Origin of the sequence: Limibacterium fermenti (genome assembly GCF_041902845.1) — a bacterium.
GTDB classification, from domain to species: domain Bacteria; phylum Bacteroidota; class Bacteroidia; order Bacteroidales; family Dysgonomonadaceae; genus Limibacterium; species Limibacterium fermenti.
The window spans coordinates 571,007-594,995 of the sequence record NZ_CP159486.1 but is presented as its reverse complement, the minus strand read 5'-3'; the positions used below and the strand labels follow the sequence as shown (position 1 = coordinate 594,995).

31 protein-coding genes and 1 pseudogene are annotated in these 23,989 nt (G+C 45.0%); 9 read left to right on the top strand and 23 right to left on the bottom strand.

Annotated features, from left to right (window positions below; genetic code table 11):
- Positions 1 to 20: 20 nt before the first annotated feature.
- The 9 genes from ABNK31_RS02715 to ABNK31_RS02675 form a co-directional block, all read right to left on the bottom strand.
- Positions 21 to 1,124: a PD-(D/E)XK nuclease-like domain-containing protein gene (locus ABNK31_RS02715; RefSeq protein WP_418894201.1), complete on the bottom strand. Its 1,104-nt coding sequence runs from the start codon at positions 1,122 to 1,124 to the stop codon at positions 21 to 23.
- Complete coding sequence (locus tag ABNK31_RS02710) at positions 1,121 to 1,588, bottom strand: hypothetical protein (RefSeq protein ID WP_418894200.1); 468 nt, start codon at positions 1,586 to 1,588, stop codon at positions 1,121 to 1,123. The genes ABNK31_RS02715 and ABNK31_RS02710 overlap by 4 nt, the downstream gene beginning before the upstream one ends.
- 11 nt (positions 1,589 to 1,599) lie before the next feature.
- Positions 1,600 to 2,922, bottom strand: coding sequence for an AAA family ATPase (locus ABNK31_RS02705; protein ID WP_418894199.1), 1,323 nt, complete (start codon positions 2,920 to 2,922; stop codon positions 1,600 to 1,602).
- A 58-nt stretch (positions 2,923 to 2,980) separates the two neighbouring features.
- A complete protein-coding gene (locus ABNK31_RS02700) occupies positions 2,981 to 3,127 on the bottom strand; it encodes a hypothetical protein (RefSeq protein WP_418894198.1) in 147 nt (48 codons plus the stop codon).
- Complete coding sequence (locus ABNK31_RS02695; RefSeq protein WP_418894197.1) at positions 3,124 to 3,378, bottom strand: hypothetical protein; 255 nt, start codon at positions 3,376 to 3,378, stop codon at positions 3,124 to 3,126. The genes ABNK31_RS02700 and ABNK31_RS02695 overlap by 4 nt, the downstream gene beginning before the upstream one ends.
- 3 nt (positions 3,379 to 3,381) lie before the next feature.
- Entirely contained in the window at positions 3,382 to 3,681 is a 300-nt protein-coding gene (locus ABNK31_RS02690; protein ID WP_418894196.1) for a hypothetical protein, read from the bottom strand.
- Positions 3,682 to 3,706: 25 nt separating this feature from the next.
- On the bottom strand, positions 3,707 to 3,997 hold the full coding sequence (locus ABNK31_RS02685; RefSeq protein WP_418894195.1) for a helix-turn-helix transcriptional regulator: 291 nt from the start codon (positions 3,995 to 3,997) through the stop codon (positions 3,707 to 3,709).
- Positions 3,994 to 4,227, bottom strand: coding sequence for a hypothetical protein (locus tag ABNK31_RS02680; protein ID WP_418894194.1), 234 nt, complete (start codon positions 4,225 to 4,227; stop codon positions 3,994 to 3,996). Before ABNK31_RS02680 ends, ABNK31_RS02685 begins: the two co-directional genes overlap by 4 nt.
- Positions 4,228 to 4,424: 197 nt before the next feature.
- Positions 4,425 to 4,739 (bottom strand): hypothetical protein, encoded by a 315-nt coding sequence (locus ABNK31_RS02675; RefSeq protein ID WP_418894193.1) that lies wholly within the window; start codon positions 4,737 to 4,739, stop codon positions 4,425 to 4,427.
- A 179-nt stretch (positions 4,740 to 4,918) separates the two neighbouring features.
- On the opposite strand from ABNK31_RS02675, the gene ABNK31_RS02670 reads away from it, so the two are divergent.
- From ABNK31_RS02670 to ABNK31_RS02660, 3 genes are all read left to right on the top strand, one after another.
- Positions 4,919 to 5,296, top strand: a complete 378-nt coding sequence (locus ABNK31_RS02670; RefSeq protein ID WP_418894192.1) for a helix-turn-helix domain-containing protein — start codon at positions 4,919 to 4,921, stop codon at positions 5,294 to 5,296.
- Positions 5,297 to 5,486: 190 nt separating this feature from the next.
- Positions 5,487 to 6,092: an ORF6N domain-containing protein gene (locus ABNK31_RS02665; protein WP_418894191.1), complete on the top strand. Its 606-nt coding sequence runs from the start codon at positions 5,487 to 5,489 to the stop codon at positions 6,090 to 6,092.
- Positions 6,093 to 6,094: 2 nt separating this feature from the next.
- Positions 6,095 to 6,361: a hypothetical protein gene (locus ABNK31_RS02660; RefSeq protein ID WP_418894190.1), complete on the top strand. Its 267-nt coding sequence runs from the start codon at positions 6,095 to 6,097 to the stop codon at positions 6,359 to 6,361.
- Between the two features lie 157 nt (positions 6,362 to 6,518).
- On the opposite strand, the gene ABNK31_RS02655 is transcribed toward ABNK31_RS02660, so the two are convergent.
- Positions 6,519 to 8,372, bottom strand: coding sequence for a 4-hydroxy-3-methylbut-2-en-1-yl diphosphate synthase (locus tag ABNK31_RS02655; RefSeq protein ID WP_418894189.1), 1,854 nt, complete (start codon positions 8,370 to 8,372; stop codon positions 6,519 to 6,521).
- Between the two features lie 96 nt (positions 8,373 to 8,468).
- Positions 8,469 to 9,191, bottom strand: a complete 723-nt coding sequence (locus ABNK31_RS02650; RefSeq protein ID WP_418894188.1) for an MBL fold metallo-hydrolase — start codon at positions 9,189 to 9,191, stop codon at positions 8,469 to 8,471.
- Positions 9,192 to 9,437: 246 nt separating this feature from the next.
- Here ABNK31_RS02650 and ABNK31_RS02645 point away from each other — a divergent pair, with 246 nt between their 5' ends.
- From ABNK31_RS02645 to ABNK31_RS02630, 4 genes are all read left to right on the top strand, one after another.
- Positions 9,438 to 10,121, top strand: coding sequence for an MIP family channel protein (locus tag ABNK31_RS02645; RefSeq protein WP_418894187.1), 684 nt, complete (start codon positions 9,438 to 9,440; stop codon positions 10,119 to 10,121).
- A gap of 248 nt (positions 10,122 to 10,369) precedes the next feature.
- Positions 10,370 to 11,212, top strand: a complete 843-nt coding sequence (locus ABNK31_RS02640) for an enoyl-ACP reductase FabI (RefSeq protein WP_418894186.1) — start codon at positions 10,370 to 10,372, stop codon at positions 11,210 to 11,212.
- Positions 11,209 to 11,817 carry an L-threonylcarbamoyladenylate synthase gene (locus tag ABNK31_RS02635; protein ID WP_418894185.1) on the top strand — a complete coding sequence of 203 codons (609 nt, stop codon included), beginning with the start codon at positions 11,209 to 11,211 and terminating at the stop codon, positions 11,815 to 11,817. Before ABNK31_RS02640 ends, ABNK31_RS02635 begins: the two co-directional genes overlap by 4 nt.
- Positions 11,818 to 11,906: 89 nt before the next feature.
- On the top strand, positions 11,907 to 13,613 hold the full coding sequence (locus tag ABNK31_RS02630; RefSeq protein WP_418894184.1) for a S41 family peptidase: 1,707 nt from the start codon (positions 11,907 to 11,909) through the stop codon (positions 13,611 to 13,613).
- Positions 13,614 to 13,648: 35 nt separating this feature from the next.
- On the opposite strand, the gene ABNK31_RS02625 is transcribed toward ABNK31_RS02630, so the two are convergent.
- The 5 genes from ABNK31_RS02625 to ABNK31_RS02605 form a co-directional block, all read right to left on the bottom strand.
- Positions 13,649 to 14,035: a hypothetical protein gene (locus ABNK31_RS02625; protein ID WP_418894183.1), complete on the bottom strand. Its 387-nt coding sequence runs from the start codon at positions 14,033 to 14,035 to the stop codon at positions 13,649 to 13,651.
- A 28-nt stretch (positions 14,036 to 14,063) separates the two neighbouring features.
- A complete protein-coding gene (locus ABNK31_RS02620; protein WP_418894182.1) occupies positions 14,064 to 14,342 on the bottom strand; it encodes a Txe/YoeB family addiction module toxin in 279 nt (92 codons plus the stop codon).
- Between the two features lies 1 nt (position 14,343).
- Positions 14,344 to 14,601, bottom strand: coding sequence for a prevent-host-death protein (locus ABNK31_RS02615; RefSeq protein WP_418894181.1), 258 nt, complete (start codon positions 14,599 to 14,601; stop codon positions 14,344 to 14,346).
- Positions 14,602 to 14,676: 75 nt separating this feature from the next.
- Entirely contained in the window at positions 14,677 to 15,666 is a 990-nt protein-coding gene (gene dusB, locus ABNK31_RS02610) for a tRNA dihydrouridine synthase DusB (protein ID WP_418894180.1), read from the bottom strand.
- A gap of 49 nt (positions 15,667 to 15,715) precedes the next feature.
- Positions 15,716 to 16,090 (bottom strand): arsenate reductase family protein, encoded by a 375-nt coding sequence (locus ABNK31_RS02605; RefSeq protein ID WP_418894179.1) that lies wholly within the window; start codon positions 16,088 to 16,090, stop codon positions 15,716 to 15,718.
- A 135-nt stretch (positions 16,091 to 16,225) separates the two neighbouring features.
- On the opposite strand from ABNK31_RS02605, the gene ABNK31_RS02600 reads away from it, so the two are divergent.
- The gene (locus ABNK31_RS02600) at positions 16,226 to 17,320 is read left to right on the top strand and encodes a GDP-L-fucose synthase family protein (protein ID WP_418894178.1); all 1,095 of its coding nucleotides are present in this window, start codon (positions 16,226 to 16,228) and stop codon (positions 17,318 to 17,320) included.
- Between the two features lie 61 nt (positions 17,321 to 17,381).
- Here the strand turns inward: ABNK31_RS02600 and ABNK31_RS02595 are convergent.
- The 7 genes and pseudogenes from ABNK31_RS02595 to rpsF all read right to left on the bottom strand — a co-directional run.
- Positions 17,382 to 18,566 (bottom strand): annotated as a pseudogene (locus ABNK31_RS02595) (alpha-amylase family glycosyl hydrolase); the annotation flags it as partial.
- 24 nt (positions 18,567 to 18,590) lie between these two features.
- The gene (locus tag ABNK31_RS02590) at positions 18,591 to 18,734 is read right to left on the bottom strand and encodes a hypothetical protein (RefSeq protein ID WP_418894177.1); all 144 of its coding nucleotides are present in this window, start codon (positions 18,732 to 18,734) and stop codon (positions 18,591 to 18,593) included.
- Between the two features lie 95 nt (positions 18,735 to 18,829).
- The gene (locus tag ABNK31_RS02585) at positions 18,830 to 20,368 is read right to left on the bottom strand and encodes an MFS transporter (protein ID WP_418894176.1); all 1,539 of its coding nucleotides are present in this window, start codon (positions 20,366 to 20,368) and stop codon (positions 18,830 to 18,832) included.
- A gap of 130 nt (positions 20,369 to 20,498) precedes the next feature.
- Complete coding sequence (locus ABNK31_RS02580; protein ID WP_418895350.1) at positions 20,499 to 21,512, bottom strand: LacI family DNA-binding transcriptional regulator; 1,014 nt, start codon at positions 21,510 to 21,512, stop codon at positions 20,499 to 20,501.
- A 250-nt stretch (positions 21,513 to 21,762) separates the two neighbouring features.
- A complete protein-coding gene (gene rplI / locus ABNK31_RS02575) occupies positions 21,763 to 22,206 on the bottom strand; it encodes a 50S ribosomal protein L9 (protein ID WP_418894175.1) in 444 nt (147 codons plus the stop codon).
- A 16-nt stretch (positions 22,207 to 22,222) separates the two neighbouring features.
- Positions 22,223 to 22,489, bottom strand: a complete 267-nt coding sequence (rpsR, locus tag ABNK31_RS02570; protein ID WP_418894174.1) for a 30S ribosomal protein S18 — start codon at positions 22,487 to 22,489, stop codon at positions 22,223 to 22,225.
- A 4-nt stretch (positions 22,490 to 22,493) separates the two neighbouring features.
- The gene (gene rpsF / locus ABNK31_RS02565) at positions 22,494 to 22,925 is read right to left on the bottom strand and encodes a 30S ribosomal protein S6 (protein ID WP_418894173.1); all 432 of its coding nucleotides are present in this window, start codon (positions 22,923 to 22,925) and stop codon (positions 22,494 to 22,496) included.
- A gap of 238 nt (positions 22,926 to 23,163) precedes the next feature.
- On the opposite strand from rpsF, the gene ABNK31_RS02560 reads away from it, so the two are divergent.
- Positions 23,164 to 23,940, top strand: a complete 777-nt coding sequence (locus ABNK31_RS02560) for a prolyl oligopeptidase family serine peptidase (protein WP_418895349.1) — start codon at positions 23,164 to 23,166, stop codon at positions 23,938 to 23,940.
- Positions 23,941 to 23,989 lie beyond the last annotated feature (49 nt).

Here is a 23,989-nt window from a genome sequence, read left to right as displayed (position 1 = left end):
TGTAATTTATAATTTATAGCTTAATCCTCCATATCTACCGGACGTAATTCCTTTTCGGCCCATTCCGGCAATTTCATGTCTATAATTCCATGGGCGCCGCTTTCGGCCAACGCATCGAATCCCGGGAACCATCCCTTGTCAAAACATTCCTTCACAGTCATGATCGCCATTTCGTATTTGTATTTTCCTAATTGGATGTCGTCCGGTGACCACCACAATACAGCCACATCATAAGGCGGCACCGTTTGCAACATGATCATCATCGTAGCGTTGAACTTACGCCCGGTGATATCGCTCATAACCTTTTGGTACATCCCTTCCGTAACCTCATATTTCAGCCGTGCGGCATCATAAACGAACTTACCGATATTGTCTGCCCGTGTGGTTTTAAAACTGATAATGGCATTTACCCCGATGTTTTCTTCGATATTAAAATAATCCGGGCGCACTTTCACCTCAAGCCCCGTCGCTTCATCGACTCCGTAAAACGAAGTCTCCGCCATGGCCCCTTTCAGTATTTTCGGGATGATTCCTCCGCCGTACCAGTAATAATTTTTCTTCAATGCCTGTATTATTTCAAGATGCTCCTGTTTAATAATACGATATCGGCATTTCTCTTTTTCGGTTTTCAGGATGTCTTTCAGTCCCTCCATCTTAAAACCGCTCTCGAATCGGGTGATATTCCCGCCGTTCAGTTCCCGGTAGAAATTAATCATCCGTATCTCCCCGTCTTTACTCGCAAGGTTGCATTCGGGTGCCACTTTTACCATTTCAAATAATTCCGGCTCAAGGAATGCCAGATGGGCAAATGTCCCCAACTCAAAATATTCCTTTTCTTTCGGTGTGAATTCATCCTCCCAGTCATAGAAAAAATGCCGGGGTGTTTTAAGCACCTCTTTCAGCCCCCCGCTCCCGATTTTCTTTGAGGCAAGGTACGTTTCCATATCATCCTTTACGGCAAAGCCGTTAAGGCTCAACTCTCCGGGTAAAATCTCAACCGGCTGTTCATCCTGGTGGCGCTCGATAAAATCGATCATCACCTGTTTTTCCGGATAATCGCCCGGATAGTAGGCAAGGGGATTCAATTCCTTACCTGCTTCCAGTCCGCTTAAATCTTCCATCATATATTGATAATTAATGGTTTGATGCTCCAACTGTCCGATGAAAAATTATTGCTTTTATTTTTCCTTTTACCCAAATATGTGATTTGCAACGGCGTTCCGTGCCCAATCATACCTTGGGCGGCATACGATTCCAATACACCGACCAGGCGCCGCGATCCGTTGGTGATGGTTTGCACCGAACCATCCGGCTTTTGTTCAAGGAAAACGGCACAATCCAAATCGATTATTTCCCCGCTGCTGTTCGCACTTGATACCTTTTGGGGTTTGATTTCCACAAAATACAACCGCTTCATTTCCCCGGCTGCTTCCGGTGTCCAATAATCGCTGCATAAATCCACAGGCATTTCGTTAGCCTTGCTTAAATCGGGTAAATCCCCTTTCAAATCCACCTTTTGCACTTCGAAAGCATCATTCTCCGTACCGGATTCTTGATGTCTTACCAATTCTTTACTTTCGGTTATCATATCTGTTAATTTTAAATGGTTATTTCTTCTTTAATTTCCTCTTCGTAATTTTCCACAACACGGTTGTCCTTCAGCAAAATCGAATGCTTACCCTCGGGCTTATGCTTCGATACATACTCAATGACAAGCTGGTATCCCCGCCCTGTCAGGTACGATTCGATTTCTTCCTGTTTGTCTTCGTCCAACAGCCCCCAATCTTGCAGGAAGATATATTTCAATTCCGGATTACGCGATGTCATAAGGATAGGGATGATTTTCAGCAATTCCCCCGTACTGAAATAAGGTTCCTTCAAAGGTTTTCCGTCGAACAGCAATCCGCCTTCTTCGTCAAAGGAAAGGTTTTTAAACGGAAGATTCGCGCTTTTAATGTAGGCAAGCCGCTCCGTTTCCGCTTCGGAAATCTTTTTCTTGTTCCCGTCTATTTCCTTTTGTAACTTTTCTTTCTTTCCCGATTGCTCAACATACACACGGTACTGGAATGCCTTCCGGTTTGTGTCCGTTGCCGCTACTATTTCCGCTTCGATTTCCGTAGTGTTTTTTTTAGCTTCGGGTTTCGGTAACCGTTCCCGGATTTTCAAATGTTCCCCGCGTTCGTTTTTGGCGACGGAAAGTTTCGCCTGCAACGACGCAATCTGTTCTTCGATATCCGTAATAGTACGTTCGTCGTTTTTCAATTGCAAATCTGCACGGTCGATTATCCGTTGCCGTTCATCCTGTGCCTCGTTGAAACGGAGAATTCCATTCCGTTTTTCTTGCAACTCCCTGACATCAGCTTCCTTCGTTTCTTCCACCGGTTGCAGGTTATCATATTGCTTCATGTCCCGGTTCAGTAAAGTGGCATTCCCTTTCAGTTCCTTTATCCGGTTGTCGTACGATGTGGTATCGATAGCTAATGCCACCGCCTGCTGTTTCGTGTTCAATTCAAGGAATTTTTTCGGTGCGATCAAAAACACGTTGAACAGGTCATTCAAAAACTGTTGGTCAAGGTTATATCCTTCGGGAGCCTCAAACGCAAGCGTCGACCCGGATTTGCTTAACCTCCGGATGACTTTTATCTCTACACCCTTGGCATTATCAATTAAAGTCATCTCTCCCCTCGCCGTTGCCGACGATGGCCCTATGAACCGGAAGCGCTCACCTAACAACGGATGGTTGCCCCCGCTCGATTTTTCCGCAATGCCTTGGAACATGAACCATATCCCGTTCACACCTATGGTGCTTTTTCCGGATCCGTTCACTCCGGCCAGGTAGGTTACGTTTTCATCAAACGAAACCTCTACTTTTGCATACTTTGCAAAGTTTTCAAGAATTAAATTACTGATTTTGTAACTCATAACAAATCTGTTTTTTATATTTATTGTTGCATTCCACACATATCGAAAGCCCGTAACTCTATCCTGTTATTAAAATATATCCCAATCCCCGCAATAACTGGAATACAATAAATAATGCTGCAAGGGCGAGTATCGTCCAACAGGCGGCATTATTCACTTTCTCATCGAATAGCCGTTCAAACAGCCAATAGAAAAAATCCTTCATACCTGTTTATTCTTTTTAGTCCTTTTCTTCCTTACCACATCTTTGGCATAATAAATTACATCCCCCGCATTACAATACCATTTGCCGTTTTGTGCCGGTGATGGTTTCTCTGCCCTTACCTTCCCCTCTGCAACCAAACGTTCCAATTGTGTACGCCCGCCGACGATCTTCGCGGCTTCACGTTGCCCGAAATACATACTGTTCCGGTACATGATGCTGCATAATTGCCATATGGTTACAGGTTCGTGCATTACTTAATTTGCCCTGATAATAGCTTCCAGTTCCTCTTCCAGTTCTGTTTGCCATTTTAAAGGCAATTTTACTTCATAATCGTCTTTCCACGATTCTTTCAGGAATACCGAGTAAAACTCGTCTGTCACCCTCGTTTCAGGTTCGCTGTCCCGGTCGTTTTGGAAGGGCTCCTGTTCAATCAGGCAATATACCCTGAATACGTGCAATAAACCGTCATCGGTCGCAGCCTCGAAATTCCGGTCCGTAAAGGTTGATTCCCTACTATCCGAATCCCATTTTATTTCCGATAAAAGTGTCATCATTCCGCTATCTGCTATTACTTATGTTTCACCACCGCCTGTCAAATACGAAAGTACGAATACCCCTTATCATCTTTGAGGTAATCGGAGTACCCCTTTTTTTTAATTCCTCGAAATCTATTCCGAGTGAAAAGTGTTCGTTAAGCCACCATCCGGCAAGTTCATTCAGTTTACTTGTCCCGGTTTTCCTGTAGCACCTGTCGAGCAGGATGCTTACCGTCCCGTAAGAAATAGAAAGCTCGCACGCGATCTCTTTCTTTGCCAATCCGCAAGCAGTCAAACCTGCCACCTGGTTCTCCCTTTTTGTTAATTCCGTCATTGATTCACAATTTCCTTCAGTTTCTCCATATTATCATTTTGCCTTTCAATCGCCTCTTTCAGCATTTCAACCGCAATGCCGATAATATTGTACTTCGTGTCCTTCGATGTCCCCATCAGTACATTATTTACAGTGGCGGCAGAACAACCGGCCTTGCTTGCAATCTTTTTCCGGTTTCCCGGAACATACTCTTTCAGTCCGTCCCTTAGCTTTACTAATTCCTCTTCCATAGCCTTTTATATTTTTGTCAATTGTTCCCAAAGGCAAACCTAATCACCCTTGGGTTTTTTGCTTAACTTTGTCGAAATGTCAAATATTTAAAAATTAAGCAATATGAAAATTATTATTGAAAACCCTCATCTAAACAAGCATTTATCTCAGAGCACCTTTAGATCAATTAGCAGTGTACTCTCAGAGGATAGCGTTTCTACCGTTTTCTCAATTTCTGATTTAGGTGATGATAAACCTCTCCGATTTTTCCTTTCACGCGAGAATATAATTGAACTAAATGCCATCTTTTCCGGGCTTTTGAAAAGTCCTTTTTTCCTGATAAATCTTTCGGAAAATCCCGAAATCTTTTCAGGCATCCAAGAAGCTGAGATACTTGATTAATTACATTCTCGCTAACGGGTAAATCAACATAGACGGTTGTTACTTTTACGCCTTCGTTTACCTCTTCAATGAATTCTCCATCGAAGGGTATATCTCCTTTTGTCCCTATACTAATTCCTAATTTTGCCATGTTTTTGTATTGCAATTGTTATACTTACACTGCTTTTTTACCGTTTTTATTTGGTCGCTTTATTGTTTTTGTTGTAACTTTAGAGTGCAAATATAATATATGTACATTGTACTACCAAGTATTTACTGTAAATATTTTACATTTTAACTTTTATAAAACTGATTTTATCGATTTATCTTATGAAAAAAGGAGAAAAGCTTAAAGTTTTGCTTAACAGAAAAGGCATAAGTCCTGGCGAATTTGCCGCCCGGCTGGGTATTTCTGAATCAAGTGTATTCAAATATTACAATAAAAATAGTTTTGATTCGGATCTACTGGAAAAATTTTGCAGTGAGCTGCATGTGCCTATAACCTATTTCTTCGATGAAGAGGAAAAAACAGGAAATACCACTAAAGTAAAAGGAGACCACAACAATGTAGCCTCAGGTATAAATAGCCAAGTTACAATCTTGGAAAATGACATCCAAGCAAAGGAAACCGAGATTACACATCTCAAGCAAATAATCAACGAAAAGGAAAGGTTGATTCAAGTTTTAATGAAAAGTAATGGCAAATAAAATCAAGTAACGGTTGGAAATGAAACTAAAAGGAATAATTGCAAATTGGAAAATTCGGGAAAATACGGCTGACGGCCCGGTATACCCATGGATAGCGATGCTTATAATCATAGCGGCAATAGTAATTCTATTATATGCTTGAAATTTAGATTATCAACAATATAAAATTCTTATTCGAATTAAATAAAATATGCCTGATCAAAGTCTTTTGCTCATACAAAGTAAGATTTACGAGATCCGCAACGAACCTGTTATGATCGACCGTGATTTGGCCGAAATGTACGGGATAGAAACCCGCGTGCTCAATCAAGCCGTCAAGCGGAATATCGACCGGTTCCCACCCGATTTCATGTTCCGCCTCACCGGCGAGGAATTCCAAAATTGGAAATCACAAATTGTGATGTCCAATACCGTAAACATGGGTCTCAGGCGCCCGCCCTATGCTTTCACCGAATTGGGCGTGGCCATGCTCAGCAGCGTCCTCAACTCCCCGACAGCCGTCCAAATAAACATTGGCATCATGAGGGCTTTTGTATATGTGCGTAAGGTCATATCAAATCATCCGTCAGGCAAAGTATCGGAACTGCAGCAGGAAGTCAAAAACCTCAAGGAATATGTCGAAGAGGTATTCTCCGACTACAACGATATAAACGAAGACACCCGCATGCAGCTCGAACTCATCAACCAATCCTTGGCAGGGCTCCAGGCGGCAAACAAAGCCGGCTCGCCAAGGCCCCGCAAACCGATAGGTTATATTACGAACGAAGGACAAATAAACAACGATACAAAAAAATAATTATGCCCGTAAAACAAATAACACCCGAATCCCGTGCAATATGCTTACGCTTTGTCAGGGCCTATGAAGAACTCCGGTACCGGGGAGTCGTGAAAACAAAAGCCGAGTTTGCCAAAGAAGTCGGGATCCGAATTTCGAGTAATTTGAAAAGAATGGAAACAAACCCGAATTACGAGCCAACCCTGAATTCTCTCTATTTGCTCTTATCGAAATTCAGCGTAAATCCGGAATGGTTGTTTTTTGGAAAAGGAGAATTTTTGGAAAAATGAGAAATAATTTTACTAAAACTTGTCTTTAGCAAATAAATATGACTATATAAACAACTAAAATACTGCAAATTAAATAGGGGTTCTGTTTTCGACTCATAATCAGGGAGTCCTTGGTTCAAGCCCAAGTGGGACCACCGCACATCAAAAAACTTATTCATCATTCTTCTTCCGGCTCAATCCAATCGCCGTTATCTTTTATCAATTGGATAAGGTGCTCTACCGCCTCTCCGGCCGGAATATTTTTTTCGATGAGATCCTTTTTCTTATAAAGCGAGATCTTTCCATGCTCAGCCCCGACATACCCGTAGTCGGCATCGGCCATTTCTCCCGGACCGTTGACAATACAACCCATTACGCCTATCTTCAGGTGTTTCAAATGCGAAAACGATTTCTTGATTACGCCTACAGTGGTTTGCAGGTCAAACAACGTCCGGCCACAACTGGGGCACGAAATAAATTCCGTTTTAGAAGTACGTACACGCGCCGCCTGTAAAATACCGAACGCATACGCATCCAAATCGGTAATATCAATCGCCCCTTCGTTAGAGAGCATGATACCGTTTCCGAATCCATCGAGTAAGACCGTTCCAAAATCGGCTCCCGCCTTCACTTGTATATCTTCCGGAACGTCTTCACGGTATGCCCGGGCTATAACCACCGGCACATTGCATTGTTCGTTCAACAGGTGATGGAAAAACGCCCGCTGCTCTCCTACTCCGTTCGGATGATCGGTTGTAAGAATGACCACCGTTTTGGGTGTTGATTGGAGAATAGCCGTCACGTCATCGGATAATTCGGGATACGACAAGCGGATAAACTTCGCCTCTGCTTGGCAAGAGGCCATTTCGGGGGCCGTATCGACCGTAAAGAGCGGAAAACGGTCGATCTCATTGCTCCAGTTCTTTGCATCGACAATCGCTTTCATTCCTTTGGGAAAGTTCGCAGGAACTTGTTCACCCACATAAATAAAATCCGGAATAAAATGAGGATTGATACTCATATCATCCTGATGGCTGCGATCGGAAATAACGACCGGTACAAAATCCCCTCCGATATTGCGTACCGCAACCGTCGGACGCTTATCGGTGGAAAAAGCAGAAAAGCCGGGATAAACAGTCTCCCGTATCGGCTCATGTTCAATCCTCTTCGTGATATAATCCACAAGCTTACGGGCTACAGGCACCTCCGCCTCCGGTTCTTCGCTCAGCGAAACACGAACCGTATCCCCCAATCCGTCGGACAACAACGCTCCGATACCGACAGCCGACTTGATGCGCCCGTCTTCTCCGTCTCCGGCCTCCGTGACGCCCAAATGTAAAGGAAAATAGATATTTTCGTGATCCATCCGATCTACCAGCAAGCGCACGGCTTTGGTCATCAGCAACGTATTCGAAGCTTTCATCGAGATCACAATATCGGTAAAACCTTCATCGACGGCAATCCGCAGATATTCCATGCAGGACTCGACCATTCCCTCGGGCGTGTCGCCGTAGCGGGTCATGATGCGGTCGGACAGCGACCCGTGATTCACACCGATACGCACGGCCGTTCCATGCTCTTTACATACCCGAAGGAAAGGGATCACTTTCGAACGGATCTTCTCCAATTCGGCCGTATATTCCTCATCGGTATACTCTACCGTAGCGAACAGTTTTTGCTTGTCGACAAAGTTTCCGGGATTGATGCGCACCTTTTCCACAATACGCGCGGCAGCATCGGCAGCACGGGGATTAAAATGAATGTCGGCCGACAAAGGGATGGCGTAGCCTTTCTCATGCAACTGTTCTCGAATATTACGCAAATTTTCCGCTTCACGCACGCCCTGCGCCGTAAGGCGGATGAGGTCAGCGCCGGCGGCGATGATCCGTTCACACTGCGCCACGCTCGCCCCGGTATCGAGCGTATTGGTGTTGGTCATTGTCTGGATAACCACCGGATAATTACCGCCCATTGTCAGGTTGCCGATATGCACATCGACGGTGCGACGGCGATGATAATTAAAAAAGTCCATTTCTTTGTTCATTTATCGCTCCAAAGGTAATACATTATAACGAAAGACAAAAGAGAGAAGATAAAAGGCACTTGTCCTTTGCATCATTACGTCAGGTTATAACACAAATGATTGTCCACGCCGCATGACGTCAAGATACCGGCAATCGTACTTGGCGGCAACAGGCCCGAAAGCGTTGGCAAGATCATAGCGGTCGCTGAAATGCATCGGCAAAAAGTAATCGGTACGGATACGACGGACGAATTGTCCGGCTCCACGAAGATATTCACGTCCCAAACGAGGATCGATAGGAAACATCGCCAAATATAAACGACCGGATCTTTCAGCCAGAAGTTCCAATTCGCACAAGAAGTTATTTTCGTAAGTGAGCGCTTCCTCTTTCGGCACTTCGTCCTTCCAATGCCAATTATTGAGATCGCCTGCATGAAAGATATCTTTCTCCTTATACTTCAAAAGGAAAGAGTGTCCGATATCGGTCGAGCCAAGCGCTTCGATATGCAAGCGGCCATCGTCAAAACATTCTTTCTTTTCGAGATATACCGCATCACCGGGAGCTGTTTTGCCGGATTGTAACAATTCTTTCGAAAAGATATAACGGATATTGTCCTTCTGCTTTTTCCACAAAAGGATGTCGGGATTAAAATGATCCGGATGGGAATGCGTACACAACACATATAAATCGTCTTTCTTACGAAGCAGATAATCGCGTATCCAAAGAGAGCCGTTATCACGCGGCACATCTTTGTAAAAATCGAAAATCACAGAGAAGCCATCGGCCTCCATCACATAGCAACTGTGGAAAATATAGGTAATGGTCATATTATTCAATATTCTTGTCTGTACATAACAACTTACAACGCAAATGTTCCGTCGATACATCGTAAAAATTAATAAAACCCATTCTGACCGAAGATGCCGCTCCGGAAGAAGCCTCCGGTTCCTTCATGTCGCCAATTAGTGTGGAAGTACTCCCCAAAATCGAAGAATTTTCCGTTTGTTCGACAATCTATTACGGTCTATTACTGTTTCTTTGTATCATGATAAGTAATTAAAAACAGATTGAATATGAAAAAGTATTTTGCAGAAATGATCGGTACCGGCGTATTGGTACTCATGGGTTGCGGGGCGGCTGTATTTGCCGGAGCCGGACAACCGTTCGATTCGGTAGGGACACTGGGTGTCGCCTTCGCTTTCGGGCTTTCGGTGGTAGCGATGGCTTATGGCATCGGGAGTATTTCGGGTTGCCACATCAATCCGGCCATTACCCTTGGCGTATTTCTTTCAGGAAGAATGAGCGGCAAGGATGCAGCATTGTATATGGTGTTTCAGGTAATAGGAGCGATTATCGGCTCATCTATTTTGTGGTTTCTGGCGAAAGATTCGGGCTCAACGACCACGCTCACGGGCGCCAATGGTTTTGCCGACGGACAAGCGACAGTGGCTTTTGTCGCCGAAACGGTTTTCACTTTTATCTTCGTGTTGGTTGTACTGGGCGTAACCGCCAAAAACGGACTCAATTCTTTTGCAGGTTTGGCCATCGGACTGGCATTGGTTTTAGTCCATATTGTTTGCATCCCTATTACCGGGACGTCGGTTAATCCGGCGCGAAGCATCGGCCCGGCGCTTTTCGAAGGCGGAGCAGCCCTCCGGCAATTATGGTTATTCATCGTAGCGCCTTTCTTGGGTGCAGCTATCGCCGCGTTCGTGTGGAAAGGCATTACCGTCGAAAAAGACATCACCGCCGCATAAGGAATTGCTTTCCAATCGTATTTATCGAGGGTTTCGTCATCAAACGGAGCCCTCGATTATTTACCTCGGCAAAAAATAGGTTATTCACCTCTGATAAACCGAAAAAGTCTTCCTTTTCGAACATATTTTACTCTATTCTGTTTTAGTATTGCACAGTTTTTGTAATTTTGCGCAATCTTTTCATCATAAAGGAGCCTTTGCAGAACGAAAAGGGGTAACCGGAATGATGGCATAATAAAAACAAGAAAATGAGTCACAATTTATTAGAAGGAAAAAGAGGAATTATCTTCGGGGCATTAAACGACATGTCCATTGCATGGAAAGTAGCCGAAAAAGCAGTGGAAGAAGGTGCTACCATCACATTATCGAACACGCCGGTAGCTGTCCGCATGGGCGATACGGCCAAATTAGGAGAAAAACTGAACGCCGAAATCCTGCCGGCCGATGCCACAAACGTGGAAGACTTGGAGATGGTATTTACCAAATCGATGGAAATACTCGGGGGGAAGATCGACTTTGTCCTGCACTCTATCGGAATGTCGCCGAACGTCCGTAAAAAACGCACGTATGACGATCTCAACTACGATATGTTGTCAAAAACGCTGGATATCTCCTCCGTATCATTCCACAAAATGTTGCAAGTGGCCAAGAAGATGGACGCCATCGAACAAGGCGGATCCATTTTAGCGCTCACATACATTGCCTCACAACGCGTCTTTTACGGATACAATGATATGGCTGATGCAAAAGCGCTCCTCGAATCCATCACCCGCAGTTTCGGATACATTTACGGGCGCGAAAAAGGCGTAAGGGTAAACACCATCTCCCAATCGCCCACGATGACAACGGCAGGAAGCGGCGTAAAAGGCATGGAAGACCTGATGGACTTTTCCGAGCGAATGGCCCCTCTGGGCAATGCCAATGCCAATGATTGTGCCGATTACTGCATCGTCATGTTCTCCGACCTCACCCGTAAAGTAACCATGCAGAATCTCTTCAACGATGGAGGTTTCTCGAGCATGGGGATGAGCTTACAGGCCATGAAGCAGTACAGCAACGGCCTGGATGAGTTTAAAGACCCTTCGCTATGATACTAAAAATTTATTTAGAGAATCCGAGTCCGAAGGAAATCGAAAAGGTCGTTACTGTCCTTCGCGATGGCGGCACGGTAGTGTATCCAACCGACACCCTTTACGGTGTCGGTTGCGATGCGCTAAATACACGTGCGGTAGAAAAACTATGTTCGCTCAAAGGCGTCGACCCGAAAAAGAGCAATCTGTCGATTATCTGCAACGACCTGAGCAACATCAGCGAATATGCCAAAGTAGATACGCCGATCTTTAAGATGATGCGTAGGAATCTGCCGGGGCCGTTTACGTTTATCTTACCGACTACGTCGTCGCTTCCTAAAATATATAAGAATAAAAAGACCGTCGGCATACGTGTGCCGGATAATAACATTGTGCGGGAGATCGTCAAACAGTTGGGAAACCCCGTGCTGAACATGTCGGTCAAAGACGATTCCGATGAAATAGAATACACCACCGATCCCGAATTAATTCACGAAAAATGGGAGCATGTAGCAGAGATCGTCATTGATGGCGGTACCGGAGGTATTGAACCCTCTACCGTGGTAGACTGTACTTCCGGCGAGCCCGTGATCATCCGTCAGGGAAAAGGCGTGTTAAATCTGTAAGTTTCTGTCGGTTTATCCGGAAATCTTTCCTACATTCGCATTTCATTATCACAAAGTATCATTGACATTTTTATTCATACATCCTTTTTATGAAAAAGATTTTTGCTTTTCTGCTCGGTTTTGCAGTGCTCTTTTCGGTTTCGTGCGAGAAAAATCCCGATGAAGGAGACATCATCTCTGCCACCTATGATCCTTCAACCACAACATTTATCATTACATATAGCAGTGGAACAGAAAAAACGGTTCCAGCCATATTAGATAATTCAGTTAGCCCTCCAACAGCCAGCGCAACACTGCCGGACGGGACCGAACTTTGGGTAGCCCATGCCAAACAGGGCGGGAACGTAAGTTTCACACGGAAGGAAACTGCTAACTACGTCAATAATTGGATTTACGAGAATATGAATATTTATTATCTATGGAACGATAAAATTCCTAAAAATCCCGATTATTCGCGAAACCCACATGCTTTTTTTAATTCTATTCTATATAAATACAGCGCTTCTAATCACGATGGAGACCGCTTTTCATGGGTTCAGGAAAATTATGTTGATTTACTCAACAGCCTTAGCGGCGTAAATTCCGATGAAATAGGTTTTGAATATATTCTCTTTCAAGTCGACGAGTCCGGAACACTTTACGCGGGGGTACTTTATCCTAAAAAAGGATCGGATGCCTATGCCAAAGGAATCAGCAGGGGCATGTTCGTGAACCAAGTCAACGGGCAAGATATCACACTCCAAAACTATCAAACATTGTTGGGAGGAACCGGTACAAAAAGGTTGAGAATGGCTGATTATGCGATTAGTACCAACGATAACAAGTATTATTTGAAAGATATCGGAGACTTCACTATTCAAATGCATCATCAATTTGCGGAAAACCCCGTCTATCTCGACAGCGTCTATACAATTGGAGACAAGAAGGTGGGATATTTGGCCTATCACTTTTTCGCTACCGATAAAGATGATAAGGGACATGAATACGACAGGCAATTAATGGATGCGCTCGGCAGAATACAAGCAAAAGGAGCGACCGAAATGGTGCTCGATCTTCGCTATAATAGCGGAGGAACAGTTACCAGCGCCATTGCTTTGGCCAGTGCCTTAGTAAAAGACCGTTCAACCGATAAATTGTTCGGAACCACAGAATACAATTCGCTCGTGCATCAAGCTTTGCTGAAAGAAGAAGGATCGGATTATAACAAAGAATATTTCATCGATAAGATTCAAATCAATAAAAACTCAACTATCCCGATACCTGCTTTGAATCTTTCCCGCTTGTATGTATTGACAAAAAATTGGACGGCTTCTGCCAGCGAGTTGATCATAAACGGGCTGAAACCTTATATGGATGTGGTTTTAATAGGAGAGACCACTTATGGTAAAAATGTAGGCTCCATCACAATCTATGAGAAGCAGGATGCAAAGAACAAATGGGGAATGCAACCCATTATCGCCAAATTTTACAATAGCGCAGAACAATCGGATTATACCGCAGGTTTTACTCCGGAGAAACCTGAAAACAGAATTAATGAGTTTGATGTGGATGGGGACGGGAAAAATGAATTTTTTCTTTACGATTTCGGCGATCAGAATGACCCATTACTTGGGAAAGCATTGTCCGACATTGCTAAAACAGAGGTTCGCAGTGCAACATCTCAACCCTCTATATCACTACCATTCCGTTCAGCAGAGGTCAATAAAAAAGCGACATTGGATACAAGAGGAGCAAAGCGTTTTGAACTATACGATGACACCCATGAAGAAGCGATCCGGAATATCCTGAAAAAATAAACATCTCTTCTTCAGTGTACAAAATACTATCGTTATCACATAATGGCGGTTGACGAGATAAGGGGCCGGTGAAGGATCTCTTTGATCCGTTCTTTATCAATAGCGTCGTACTTAATGTATTCATCACGGCGAAGGATCTTTTGGAGTTCCTCCTCTCGCGCTTGTTGCAGCTTGCGGATACGCTTCGATTTGTTGCACAGGAAACAATGCTCGGCGTCGTTCACTTCGAGAAGGAAACGAAATTCAACGGTTTTCAGCCGGTCGGCTTGCGCATCGTCAAACCCGATCAATTGCTGCATGCGCGCCACCTTATCTTCAGCGCTCTTTCTGAAAACCTCTTCGATGATACTCGCTTTTTGCGAAAAAGAGGTCGCAGCAAAAGCGCATAACAAAACCGCCGCTATAAATATTCTTTTTTTCATTTTTTCTGTTCTCCTTTATCGAGAATGCCTATTTCTCATTATAATGCCCATAAGCCGAAAGTACCAAAACAATTACGCGGCTTTCGTCGATTTGATATACCAGACGGTGTTTCTGCGTAATCCGCCGCGACCATTGCCCCGTCCGGTCGCCGCTAAGCGGTTCGGGATGCCCGGTGCCCGTTGTAGGATGATTCTCCAATTCTTTCAAAAGAGCATCAATCTTTCTTAATACCCCCCTTTCACCCGCTTTTCGCAATTTGAGGATATCGGCTTCCGCTTTAGCCGAAATTAAAACAGTGTAAATCATTTCAAAGATTACCAAATAATTCTTTTCTAAATTCCGGCGTAAGAATTTTATATTTTCCCTGTTTCGCGTCTTCCAAAGCTTCGTCTATTTTGGCAAAGAACTCCTCTTTGCTCATCAAACTGTCGTCGTCTTCCTTCACGGGAACAATCTTATACGATTTACCTTTTCCCCGACGGATAAAGACTTCAAGCCCTTCATCGACTTTATCGAGATAGCTTTTTTGCTTATTCCTGAATTCTTTACTGCTGATTATAATCATAATACCTTCCTTTAAACAAGTGCCAATAGGATGCAAATATAGGAAGAATTATTTGAGAAACAAAGAGCAAAGAAATCAAGATGTGATCCCAAACTTTTCCGGTATTTCATCCATGATGGAAAAAAGCTCATCGAGCGTACCGGCACGTAACATGGCGATACGTGTAGGACGAAAATCGGGAATACCCTTAAATAGAGGTGTTGCCGCCAAATGCCGCCGGATATGCAGGATTCCCCGCCGCTCATCGAGCCGTTCCACACTTTGCCGCACCTGCTGCTTCAAGACATCCAGATACCAGGCAAAGGATTCCTCCGGAAGCTCCCCGCCTGTTTCCAGATAATGTTTCACTTCACGGAATATCCAAGGACGACCGAACGTAGCGCGACCGATCATCACAGCATCCACGCCGGTTTCGTCGAACCGTCGGCGGCAGACTTCCGCCGAATCGATATCGCCGTTACCAATAATAGGAATATGCATACGGGGATTGTTCTTCACGTCTCCAATCAATCGCCAGTCGGCTGTACCGGTGTACATCTGGGCGCGGGTGCGGCCATGAATCGTCAACGCCGCAATGCCGCAATCCTGCAATTGCTCGGCAAGCGTTACAATAATCTTCGACTGGTCGTCCCATCCCAAGCGGGTCTTCACGGTTACCGGCTTTTTGACCGCCTTCACCACTTGCGAGGTAATATCGATCATCAACTCCGGAGTGCGCAGCATGCCCGATCCGGCGCCTTTACCGGCGACTTTCTTTACCGGACAACCGAAATTAATATCGATGATGTCCGGTCCGGCTTCTTCACAAATCTGAGCAGCTTCGACCATCGCAGCCGGATCGCAACCATAAATCTGTATGGCTACCGGACGTTCCTCTTCACAAATAGCGAGCTTTTCCTTTGTTTTCTTCACATCGCGAATCAACGCATCGCTCGACACGAACTCGGTATACACCATATCCGCCCCAAACCGCTTACAAAGCAGCCGGAACCCGATATCGGTCACATCTTCCATAGGAGCAAGGAAAACCGGATAAGCCGGAAAATCAATAGTGCCTATCTTCATCTTTTTACTATTTGTACGAGAAAAACGATTTCTTTATTAGGGTATTTTATCAAACTTGATCTTTGTTCTGTAAGAATGTTTGTGTCCATTGTCCGGCATTAAAACCGACCAATACAAAAGTATCCCCGACGACCACTGGCCGTTTTACCAACATCCCGTCGGTCGCCAACACATCGAGCAATTCTCCGGTAGAAGCCTCTTTCACCTTATCCTTCAAATGAAGCTCTTTATATCTTTGTCCGGATGTATTGAAAAACTTGGCTACCGGTAAACCACTCATCACAAGCCATTCGGCAAGTTCTTCGCGCTTGGGATTATTTTCAACAATATGACGGTAAGTAAAGTCGAGACCCTGCTCTTCGAGCCATTTGACCGCTTTACGGCACGTGCCGCACTTGGGATAACCAATAAATAGAAGTTTCATATAACTAAAACAATAGACAATTGATAATGGACAATGGACAAAGATAAGAAAAAATGATTGAATAAATAGGAACAGGCAGGGATAACTAAAAAGTATAAAAAAAATCCTACCTTTGTAATCTAACAACAAAAACAGATGGATAAAGACAGTAAAATATATGTGGCAGGACACCGCGGATTGGTCGGCTCCGCTATCTGGAAAAACTTACAAGACAAGGGATACACGCATCTCATCGGACGATCGCACGAGGAACTCGATTTGCTTGACGGAGCCGCTGTACAAGCCTTTTTCGAACGAGAAAACCCGGAGTATGTGTTCCTCGCCGCCGCGTATGTGGGGGGAATTATGGCGAACAATACGTATCGCGCCGATTTCATCTTGCGCAACCTTCAAATACAAAACCACATCATCGGCGAAAGTTTCCGGCACAAGGTGAAGAAGCTATTGTTTTTGGGAAGCACCTGCATTTATCCGCGTGAAGCCTCTCAGCCCATCAGTGAAGAATCGTTACTGACCGCACCGCTCGAATACACGAACGAGCCTTATGCCATTGCCAAGATCGCGGGTTTAAAAATGTGCGAAAGTTTCAACCTGCAATACGGAACAAACTATATCGCCGTCATGCCGACGAACTTATATGGTCCGAACGATAATTTCGATTTGGAAAGAAGTCATGTGCTGCCCGCAATGATCCGCAAAATACATTTGGCAAAATGCCTTATGGAAAATGATTGGGAGGCCATCCGGGAAGATCTTGCCCGTCGTCCGGTTGAAAACATCTCCGCCGGGCATCCGAACGAGGAAATAGCGCGCATCCTCCTAAAGTATGGCATCACGCCGTCGGAGGTAAAACTTTGGGGAACGGGAAAGCCTTTGCGGGAGTTCTTATGGAGTGAGGAAATGGCCGACGCTTGCGTTTTCATTATGGAACGGGTAAATTTCTCCGATTTGGCAAAAGGAAAAAACCCGGTGCGCAATTGCCACATCAACATCGGAACAGGAAAAGAAATCAGCATCGGCAGGCTGGCCGGCATCATCGCGAAGACCATCGGCTATGACGGCCGGATTACTTTCGATGCCTCGAAACCCGACGGCACCCTGCGAAAGCTTACCGACGTTTCGAAGCTGCACTCTTTGGGATGGCGCCATTCTATTGAAATAGAAGAAGGGGTAGACCGGATGTATCGTTGGTACCGTTCTTCTACGAAGAATAAAATCGTTGTAAAATAATATAGGCACCGGTCGTTGTTCAACGCCGATACCTTTCTATGTGAATCAATAGTTTTATTTTTTACTTGTAAAACACCCGGTACTCCCAAGGTTTCAAATCGATGTTCTGAAAGGAGGATACCGCTGAGGAATCGGGATAAGCGCGGAACGCGGCACCGGGAACGTCTTCGTCAAAAGCCACTCGCACGGGATTCGCACTGAAATTAAAGATGCACACGACTTCCTGATCGTCTTTCACACGCCTGAAAGACCACACACTTCCGGAACGGTCGTTTGGTATTTCTTCGAAAGCGCCTCCTTTCTCCGACGAAAGCAATGCGCTGTTCGACTTACGCAACGTATTCAGAGAGCGGTAAAACGCGGTAAACGCCCCTTGATCGTTCCAGTCGATACTGTCTTTCTCGAAAAATTGCAGCCGGCGATTGAATCCGGCCTCCTGCCCGTTATAAATCAACGGCATGCCGGGCAACACGTAACTCAATACGGCAAAAGCTTCCGCAGCATCGCCCATGCGCTCGAACTCCGTGCCGTTCCACGAGTTTTCATCGTGATTGGACGTGAAATACATCGGGATGGCGCTCGGGGAAAAACGATCGATCGTTCGCTGTAAAGAGGCCCTGAGCGAATCGACATTCTCTTTGCCCTGAGCTACCGCATTCATCTTATGATGGAAATCCCAGGCATAATACGCATCGAAAATACCGTCGTTCAGTTCCGGCTTTTCCGCTTCGGCCAGCAAAAACACCTCCTGCTTCAACGAAACAAGCGAATCTTTCGCGGCAGCCCAGAAGTCCGTCGGCACTTCGCCCGCCACATCGCAGCGAAAACCGTCGATATCGGCTTCCCGTACCCAAAACATCATCGAGCGGATCATCTCTTCCCGCATCTCTTTATTATCATAATTCAACTCAGCCACATCCGTCCAATCATACGGCGCCGAAATATTCCCCAAACTGTCGTGGATATACCAATCGCTTGTGGCATCGGCCATCCACACCGCATCGCGCGAAGTATGGTTGGCCACCCAGTCGAGGAGCACCTTCATGCCGGCATCATGCGCTTGCCGGACAACCTGTTTGAAGTCATCCAACGTACCGAATTCCTGATTCACACCGGTATAATCTTGAATGGAATAATAACTTCCCAACGATCCTTTACGTTCCGTTTCACCGATAGGTTGAATAGGCATAAACCATAAGATATCGACCCCTAATTCTTTCAGACGAGGCAAATGCGCAGCAAAAGCCGTAAAGGTTCCCTCGGGCGTGAACTAACGCGTATTTACTTCATAAATAACGGCCTCGTACGCCCATTCGGGATGAGCGCCGGAAGGCTCTACAGAAGTTTGCTTCTGTTTGTTTCCGCACGAAAACAATACGGATACGATAAGAAAGACGACAACTATTTTTTTCATTTTTATTTAGATGATTATAAGATGAAAAGACCGACATTCCCGCTATCCGCCAAACGCCATAAAGCCGTTGGACGGGAGACGGGAACATCTTTGCCCTAAATTCTTTTATTCCGTTTTGATGTTTTCAACGAATACACATCGTCCCGATCCTGAACAATGAAGACCGAAAGGGCGCCTATAACAAGCGAGCAGCCGGCCAATATCATCGTATAAATCACCTGCCCTCCGAAAAGGTCTTTCGTGATAAATCCGAGAATACTTGCCGCCAATATCTGCGGAATAACGATGAAGAAATTGAAGATACCCATATACGTACCCATTTTATCGGCCGGAAGAGCTCCCGTTAAAATGGCATATGGCATCGACAAAATGCTGCCCCAGGCAAATCCGACACCGATCATCGGGATGAGCAACAGGTTCGGATCATGGATAAAGAAGAATGACACGAACGCAATTCCTCCGACGGCCAAGGCGATAGCGTGCGTCGCTTTACGCCCGATTTGCTTAGCGAGCAGGGGCAACAGAAAAGCAGAAATAGCCGAAACGCCGTTATAGACCGCAAACAACACCCCCACCCAATTGGCCCCTTGGTTATACAATTCCGAGGAGGAGTCGGTGGTGCCATAGATATGCTGCGTGACAGCCGGAGTGGTATAAATCCACATCGCATAAAAGGCCAGCCAGGAAAAGAATTGCACGACGGCCAACTGGCCCATCGTTTTAGGCATATGCAGCAAGTCGTTCATAATTCCGACCAGCCCGTTAGGATGCTTGCCCGGCGCGGTAATCATTCCCGAGACAATCAGAATGATTCCGAAGGCAAGCAACAACCCCGACACGATCAATAACTGCGCTTCGAGCCGGAAATAGAGAATCAACAATGTTGCCACCAATCCCGCGAGGCCCCAATAAGCGCCTTGTCTAAAAAAATGCGAGGAAGTAACCGGTGTAGCGACGACTTTCTTTATGCCGGTTGTTTTTTCTTTCTCCTCCTCGAAAGCAGCCAGTTCTTCGGGCGAATATTCTTTCGTTGTGAGTACCGTATACAGAATGGCGCCAAATAATACTACGCCGCCTATATAAAACGACAACTTCACCGACAAAGGAATGGTTCCTTCAGCAGCCGTATTGGAAACGCCGAACCAGTTCGTCAGAATATACGGCAGGAGCGAAGCCACCACGGCTCCGGTACCGATAAAGAAACTCTGCATGGCAAATCCCATCGTACGTTGCTCCGTGGGCAGATTATCGCCGACAAAAGCCCGGAAAGGCTCCATCGAAATATTAATGGAAGCATCCATAATCCACAACATCCCGGCAGCAACCCACAGGGCGGGAGAGTTCGGCATAATAAACAACGCAAGAGTGGTAAACACCGCGCCGATCATAAAGTAAGGGCGCCGGCGTCCGAAGCGGTTCCAGGTCTTATCGCTCAGATGACCGATAATAGGTTGGATGATAAGGCCGGTAATGGGAGCGGCAATCCACAGAATAGGAATATCTTCGACCCGCGCTCCCAATGTCTCGAAGATTCTGCTGACGTTTGCATTCTGCAATGCAAAACCGAATTGAATTCCCAGGAATCCGAAACTCATATTCCAGATATCCCAGAACGATAAATGTCTTTTTTTCATGAACAATGCTTTTCTATGATTCATACATACTTTCCTTACAAATGTATAATGATTGTTCCCGCCCGGACAACCCTCATAGCCAAAAAAAGGTGTTTTTTTATGCAATCGAATGCATAAAGGCTGAAGACGCTCACCGGGTGGAGTCGCGCACCACCAACTCGGTTTTAATGACTTTGCTAACGATCCCCGGCTTCGTTTCCGTGCCTTCGATGCGATTAATGAGCAGCCGCGCCGCCTGTTTGCCCATTTCAAAACCATGTTGATCGACGGTGGTCAATGTCGGGTCCGTGACTTCGGTAATATACGAATTGGTGAAACCGCAAATCGATATATCTTCGGGAATACGATATCCGGAAGCCTTCACGATCTGCACGCAATAAGCCGCAACCTCATCATTGATACAAAAGAATGCATCGGGAATCTTATCCCTTTTCAGGATTTCGGGAACGACCTTATGCACCATTTCTGCCACATCACAAACCTTCATGAAGTCTTTATCGACCGGAATCTTATTCTTACGCAACGCATCCTCGTATCCCATGCGGCGGTTGTTGGAAATAGGAAGCGACGGATTCATTCCCAAAAAAGCGATTTGCCGACAGCCCGTCTGCACCAAATAATCCACCGCCTTAAAAGCACCGGCATAATCATCCACCACCACTTTATCGGTATTGATTCCGGTACAAATACGATCGAAAAAGACCAAGGCGATATTACTGTCTACAATTTCCTGAAAATGCTCGAAGCTTGCAGTCGTTTTCGATTGGGAAGCCAGAATACCGCACACCCGTGCATCCAACAGGGTTTCCACACTCTTAACCTCGCGCTCGTAATCTTCATTGGAATGACAAAATATAATGTTGTAATTCCCCTTTTCCGTCTCTTCCTGAATGCCTGCAAGCACCGTCGAGAAAAAGAAGTGAACGACCTCCGGAACGATTACCCCTATCGTATTGTTCCGGTTGGTGCGCAAGCGTATGGCCAGCGTATTGGGTTTATATTTATACTTTTCGGCATACTCCCGTACGAGCGCCTTTGTTTTGGCGCTAATTGCCGGATGGTCTTTCATCGCCCGCGATACCGTTGATGGAGATAAATTCAACGCTTTGGCAATACTTTTCAATGTTATCTGCCGTTTATCCATTTGTATAAAGATTAAATTAAATTTCATTCTACTATTTCCCGCGACGACAGATTACAAGCAAACTTGTCATCTGATCATTTCGCTTAATGGAATAGTTCCTCAAAAATAGCGAAAAAAGCGGTTCAAAGGATAAACAAAGCCTATTATTTTATAATATTGAGGGCGTCGCTTGGAACGACACCCCCCAATTACTGAAAAAGCCCCGGATATCCCGGAGCTTTTTCTGCATTATTGACAACTTAAATTATTCTTACTCGGCAACAATTTCAAAAGGAATTTCTACCGAGATCTCTTTATGCAATTTAGCAATCGCTTTGTAAGTACCGACTTCTTTCACTTGTTCTTTGATGACGATATATTTTCTATCCACATCGAACCCTTTTTCTTTAAGAGCTTCCGACAACTGAATATTGGTAACCGATCCGAAAATGGTACCCGTAGAACTGGTCTTTGCTCCGATCGTAAGCGAAACCCCCTCTAACTTATGAGCGAGTTCCTGAGCAGCAGCTTTGATTTGTTCGAGTTTGTGAGCGCGTTGTTTCAGATTTTCCGCGAGCACTTTTTTAGCCGAACCGGTAGCGATAACGGCTTTTCCCTGGGGAATAAGGTAGTTACGGGCATATCCTTTTCTGACATTTACCACGTCGTCTTTATAACCCAGACTTTGTATATCTTCTTTTAAAATAACTTCCATGATTATCTCTCCTTATTTATTTCATTAAATCGGCAACGTAAGGCAGCAAAGCAATATGACGAGCTCTCTTCACAGCTTGAGCAACGCGGCGTTGAAACTTTAACGAAGTTCCGGTAATTCTACGAGGCAATATTTTGCCCTGCTCGTTCAAGAATTTTTTTAAGAACTCGGGATCTTTATAGTCGATATACTTAATACCGTTTTTCTTAAAACGGCAATATTTTTTCTTTTTTACGTCCACCGATAGCGGAGTCAAATATCTGATTTCTGATTGTTTTGCCATTTTCTTAGTCGTTAGTTTCTTTTGATTCTACTTCCTGTTTTTCTACATTTGCTTTAGACGACGACCTGTCGGTTGTTTGCCTGTTAGCCTGAGCCTCATGTCTTTTACCACCGCGGTTATTTCGTCTCTTTTCCGCATATTCAAGTGCAAACTTGTCTTGTTTTACGGTTAAGAAGCGGATAACGCGTTCATCACGACGAAAATTCACTTCGAGCTTTGCGACTACGAAAGGGTCCGCATTAAACTCTAAGAAAGCGTAAAAGCCGGTACTTTTTTTGTCGATGGGGTAAGCCAGCTTGCGTAAGCCCCAATTTTCTTCGTTTACAATTTCAGCTCCGTTGTCCGTAAGGAGGGATTTGAATTTGTCAACCGCTTCCTTCATCTGTGCATCAGACAAAACGGGAGTCAAAATGAAAACGGTTTCATAATTGTTCATACTAGTTAATTATTAATGTTTTATGTCATTTTAATTTTCGAACGGCAAAGTTACTATATTTTCTCGAAACAGCAAACTATCGCTCGGATTTTTAATACTTTTACCAACGGTTTTACTTGAAACGACATCCTCGGTTGATGGAAAAAACCGTAGAACGTTGAATATCTCAAAATAAATACTTACTTTCGCTACCGATAATAAATTCCAATAATATGGAATGAAGAACGACAATAAAGACATGATGAAAAAGATTATTTTTGCTTCTCTCGCTGTCTTTTGCTGGATGCAGCTCGTTGCCCAACAAGAAGACTTTATAAAAGAGGTATATTTGTCGTCGCAAGGCGATTCGTTATTGTTCCGGCAATTAAATCCGCAACAAGTTGTCCCGGGTAAGAAATATCCGCTGGTTGTATTTCTCCACGGCGCCGGTGAGCGGGGAAACGATAATGAAGCCCAATTAACCCACGGCGGCAATATGTTTACCAATCCGGTAAACAGAGAGAAATATCCGGCCTTTGTACTCTTTCCGCAATGCCCAGCCGAAAGATACTGGGCGCCGAAGACTCGTCCGGATAACTTCCGGGGAATACCCTTCGAAGTCGATCCGCCAATATCCATCCCGCTGCAATCGGTAAAAGAATTGATAGACCGCACCATCAGCCATTATCCGATCGATACGGACCGGATTTATGTCGTAGGATTATCGATGGGGGGCATGGGCACATTCGACCTTCTTTGCCGTTATCCGGATTTGTTCGCGGCGGCTGTTCCCATTTGCGGCGGCGTGAATATCGAACGCCTGGGCAAGATAAAAACGCAGGCTCGTATACGCATATTCCACGGCGATGCCGACCAGGTCGTGCCGGTCGCCTTCTCGCGAGAGGCCTACTTAACACTCAAGAATAACGGAATTGACGTCGAATATATTGAATTCCCCGGATTCAATCACGACAGTTGGACATCAGCTTTCAACCGGCCTGACTTTATGGAGTGGCTGTTCGCAAAGCGTAAATAAGAAACTGTTTTGTGAATGCGACAACAACTTTTCGATAAGTTCGTTGTTT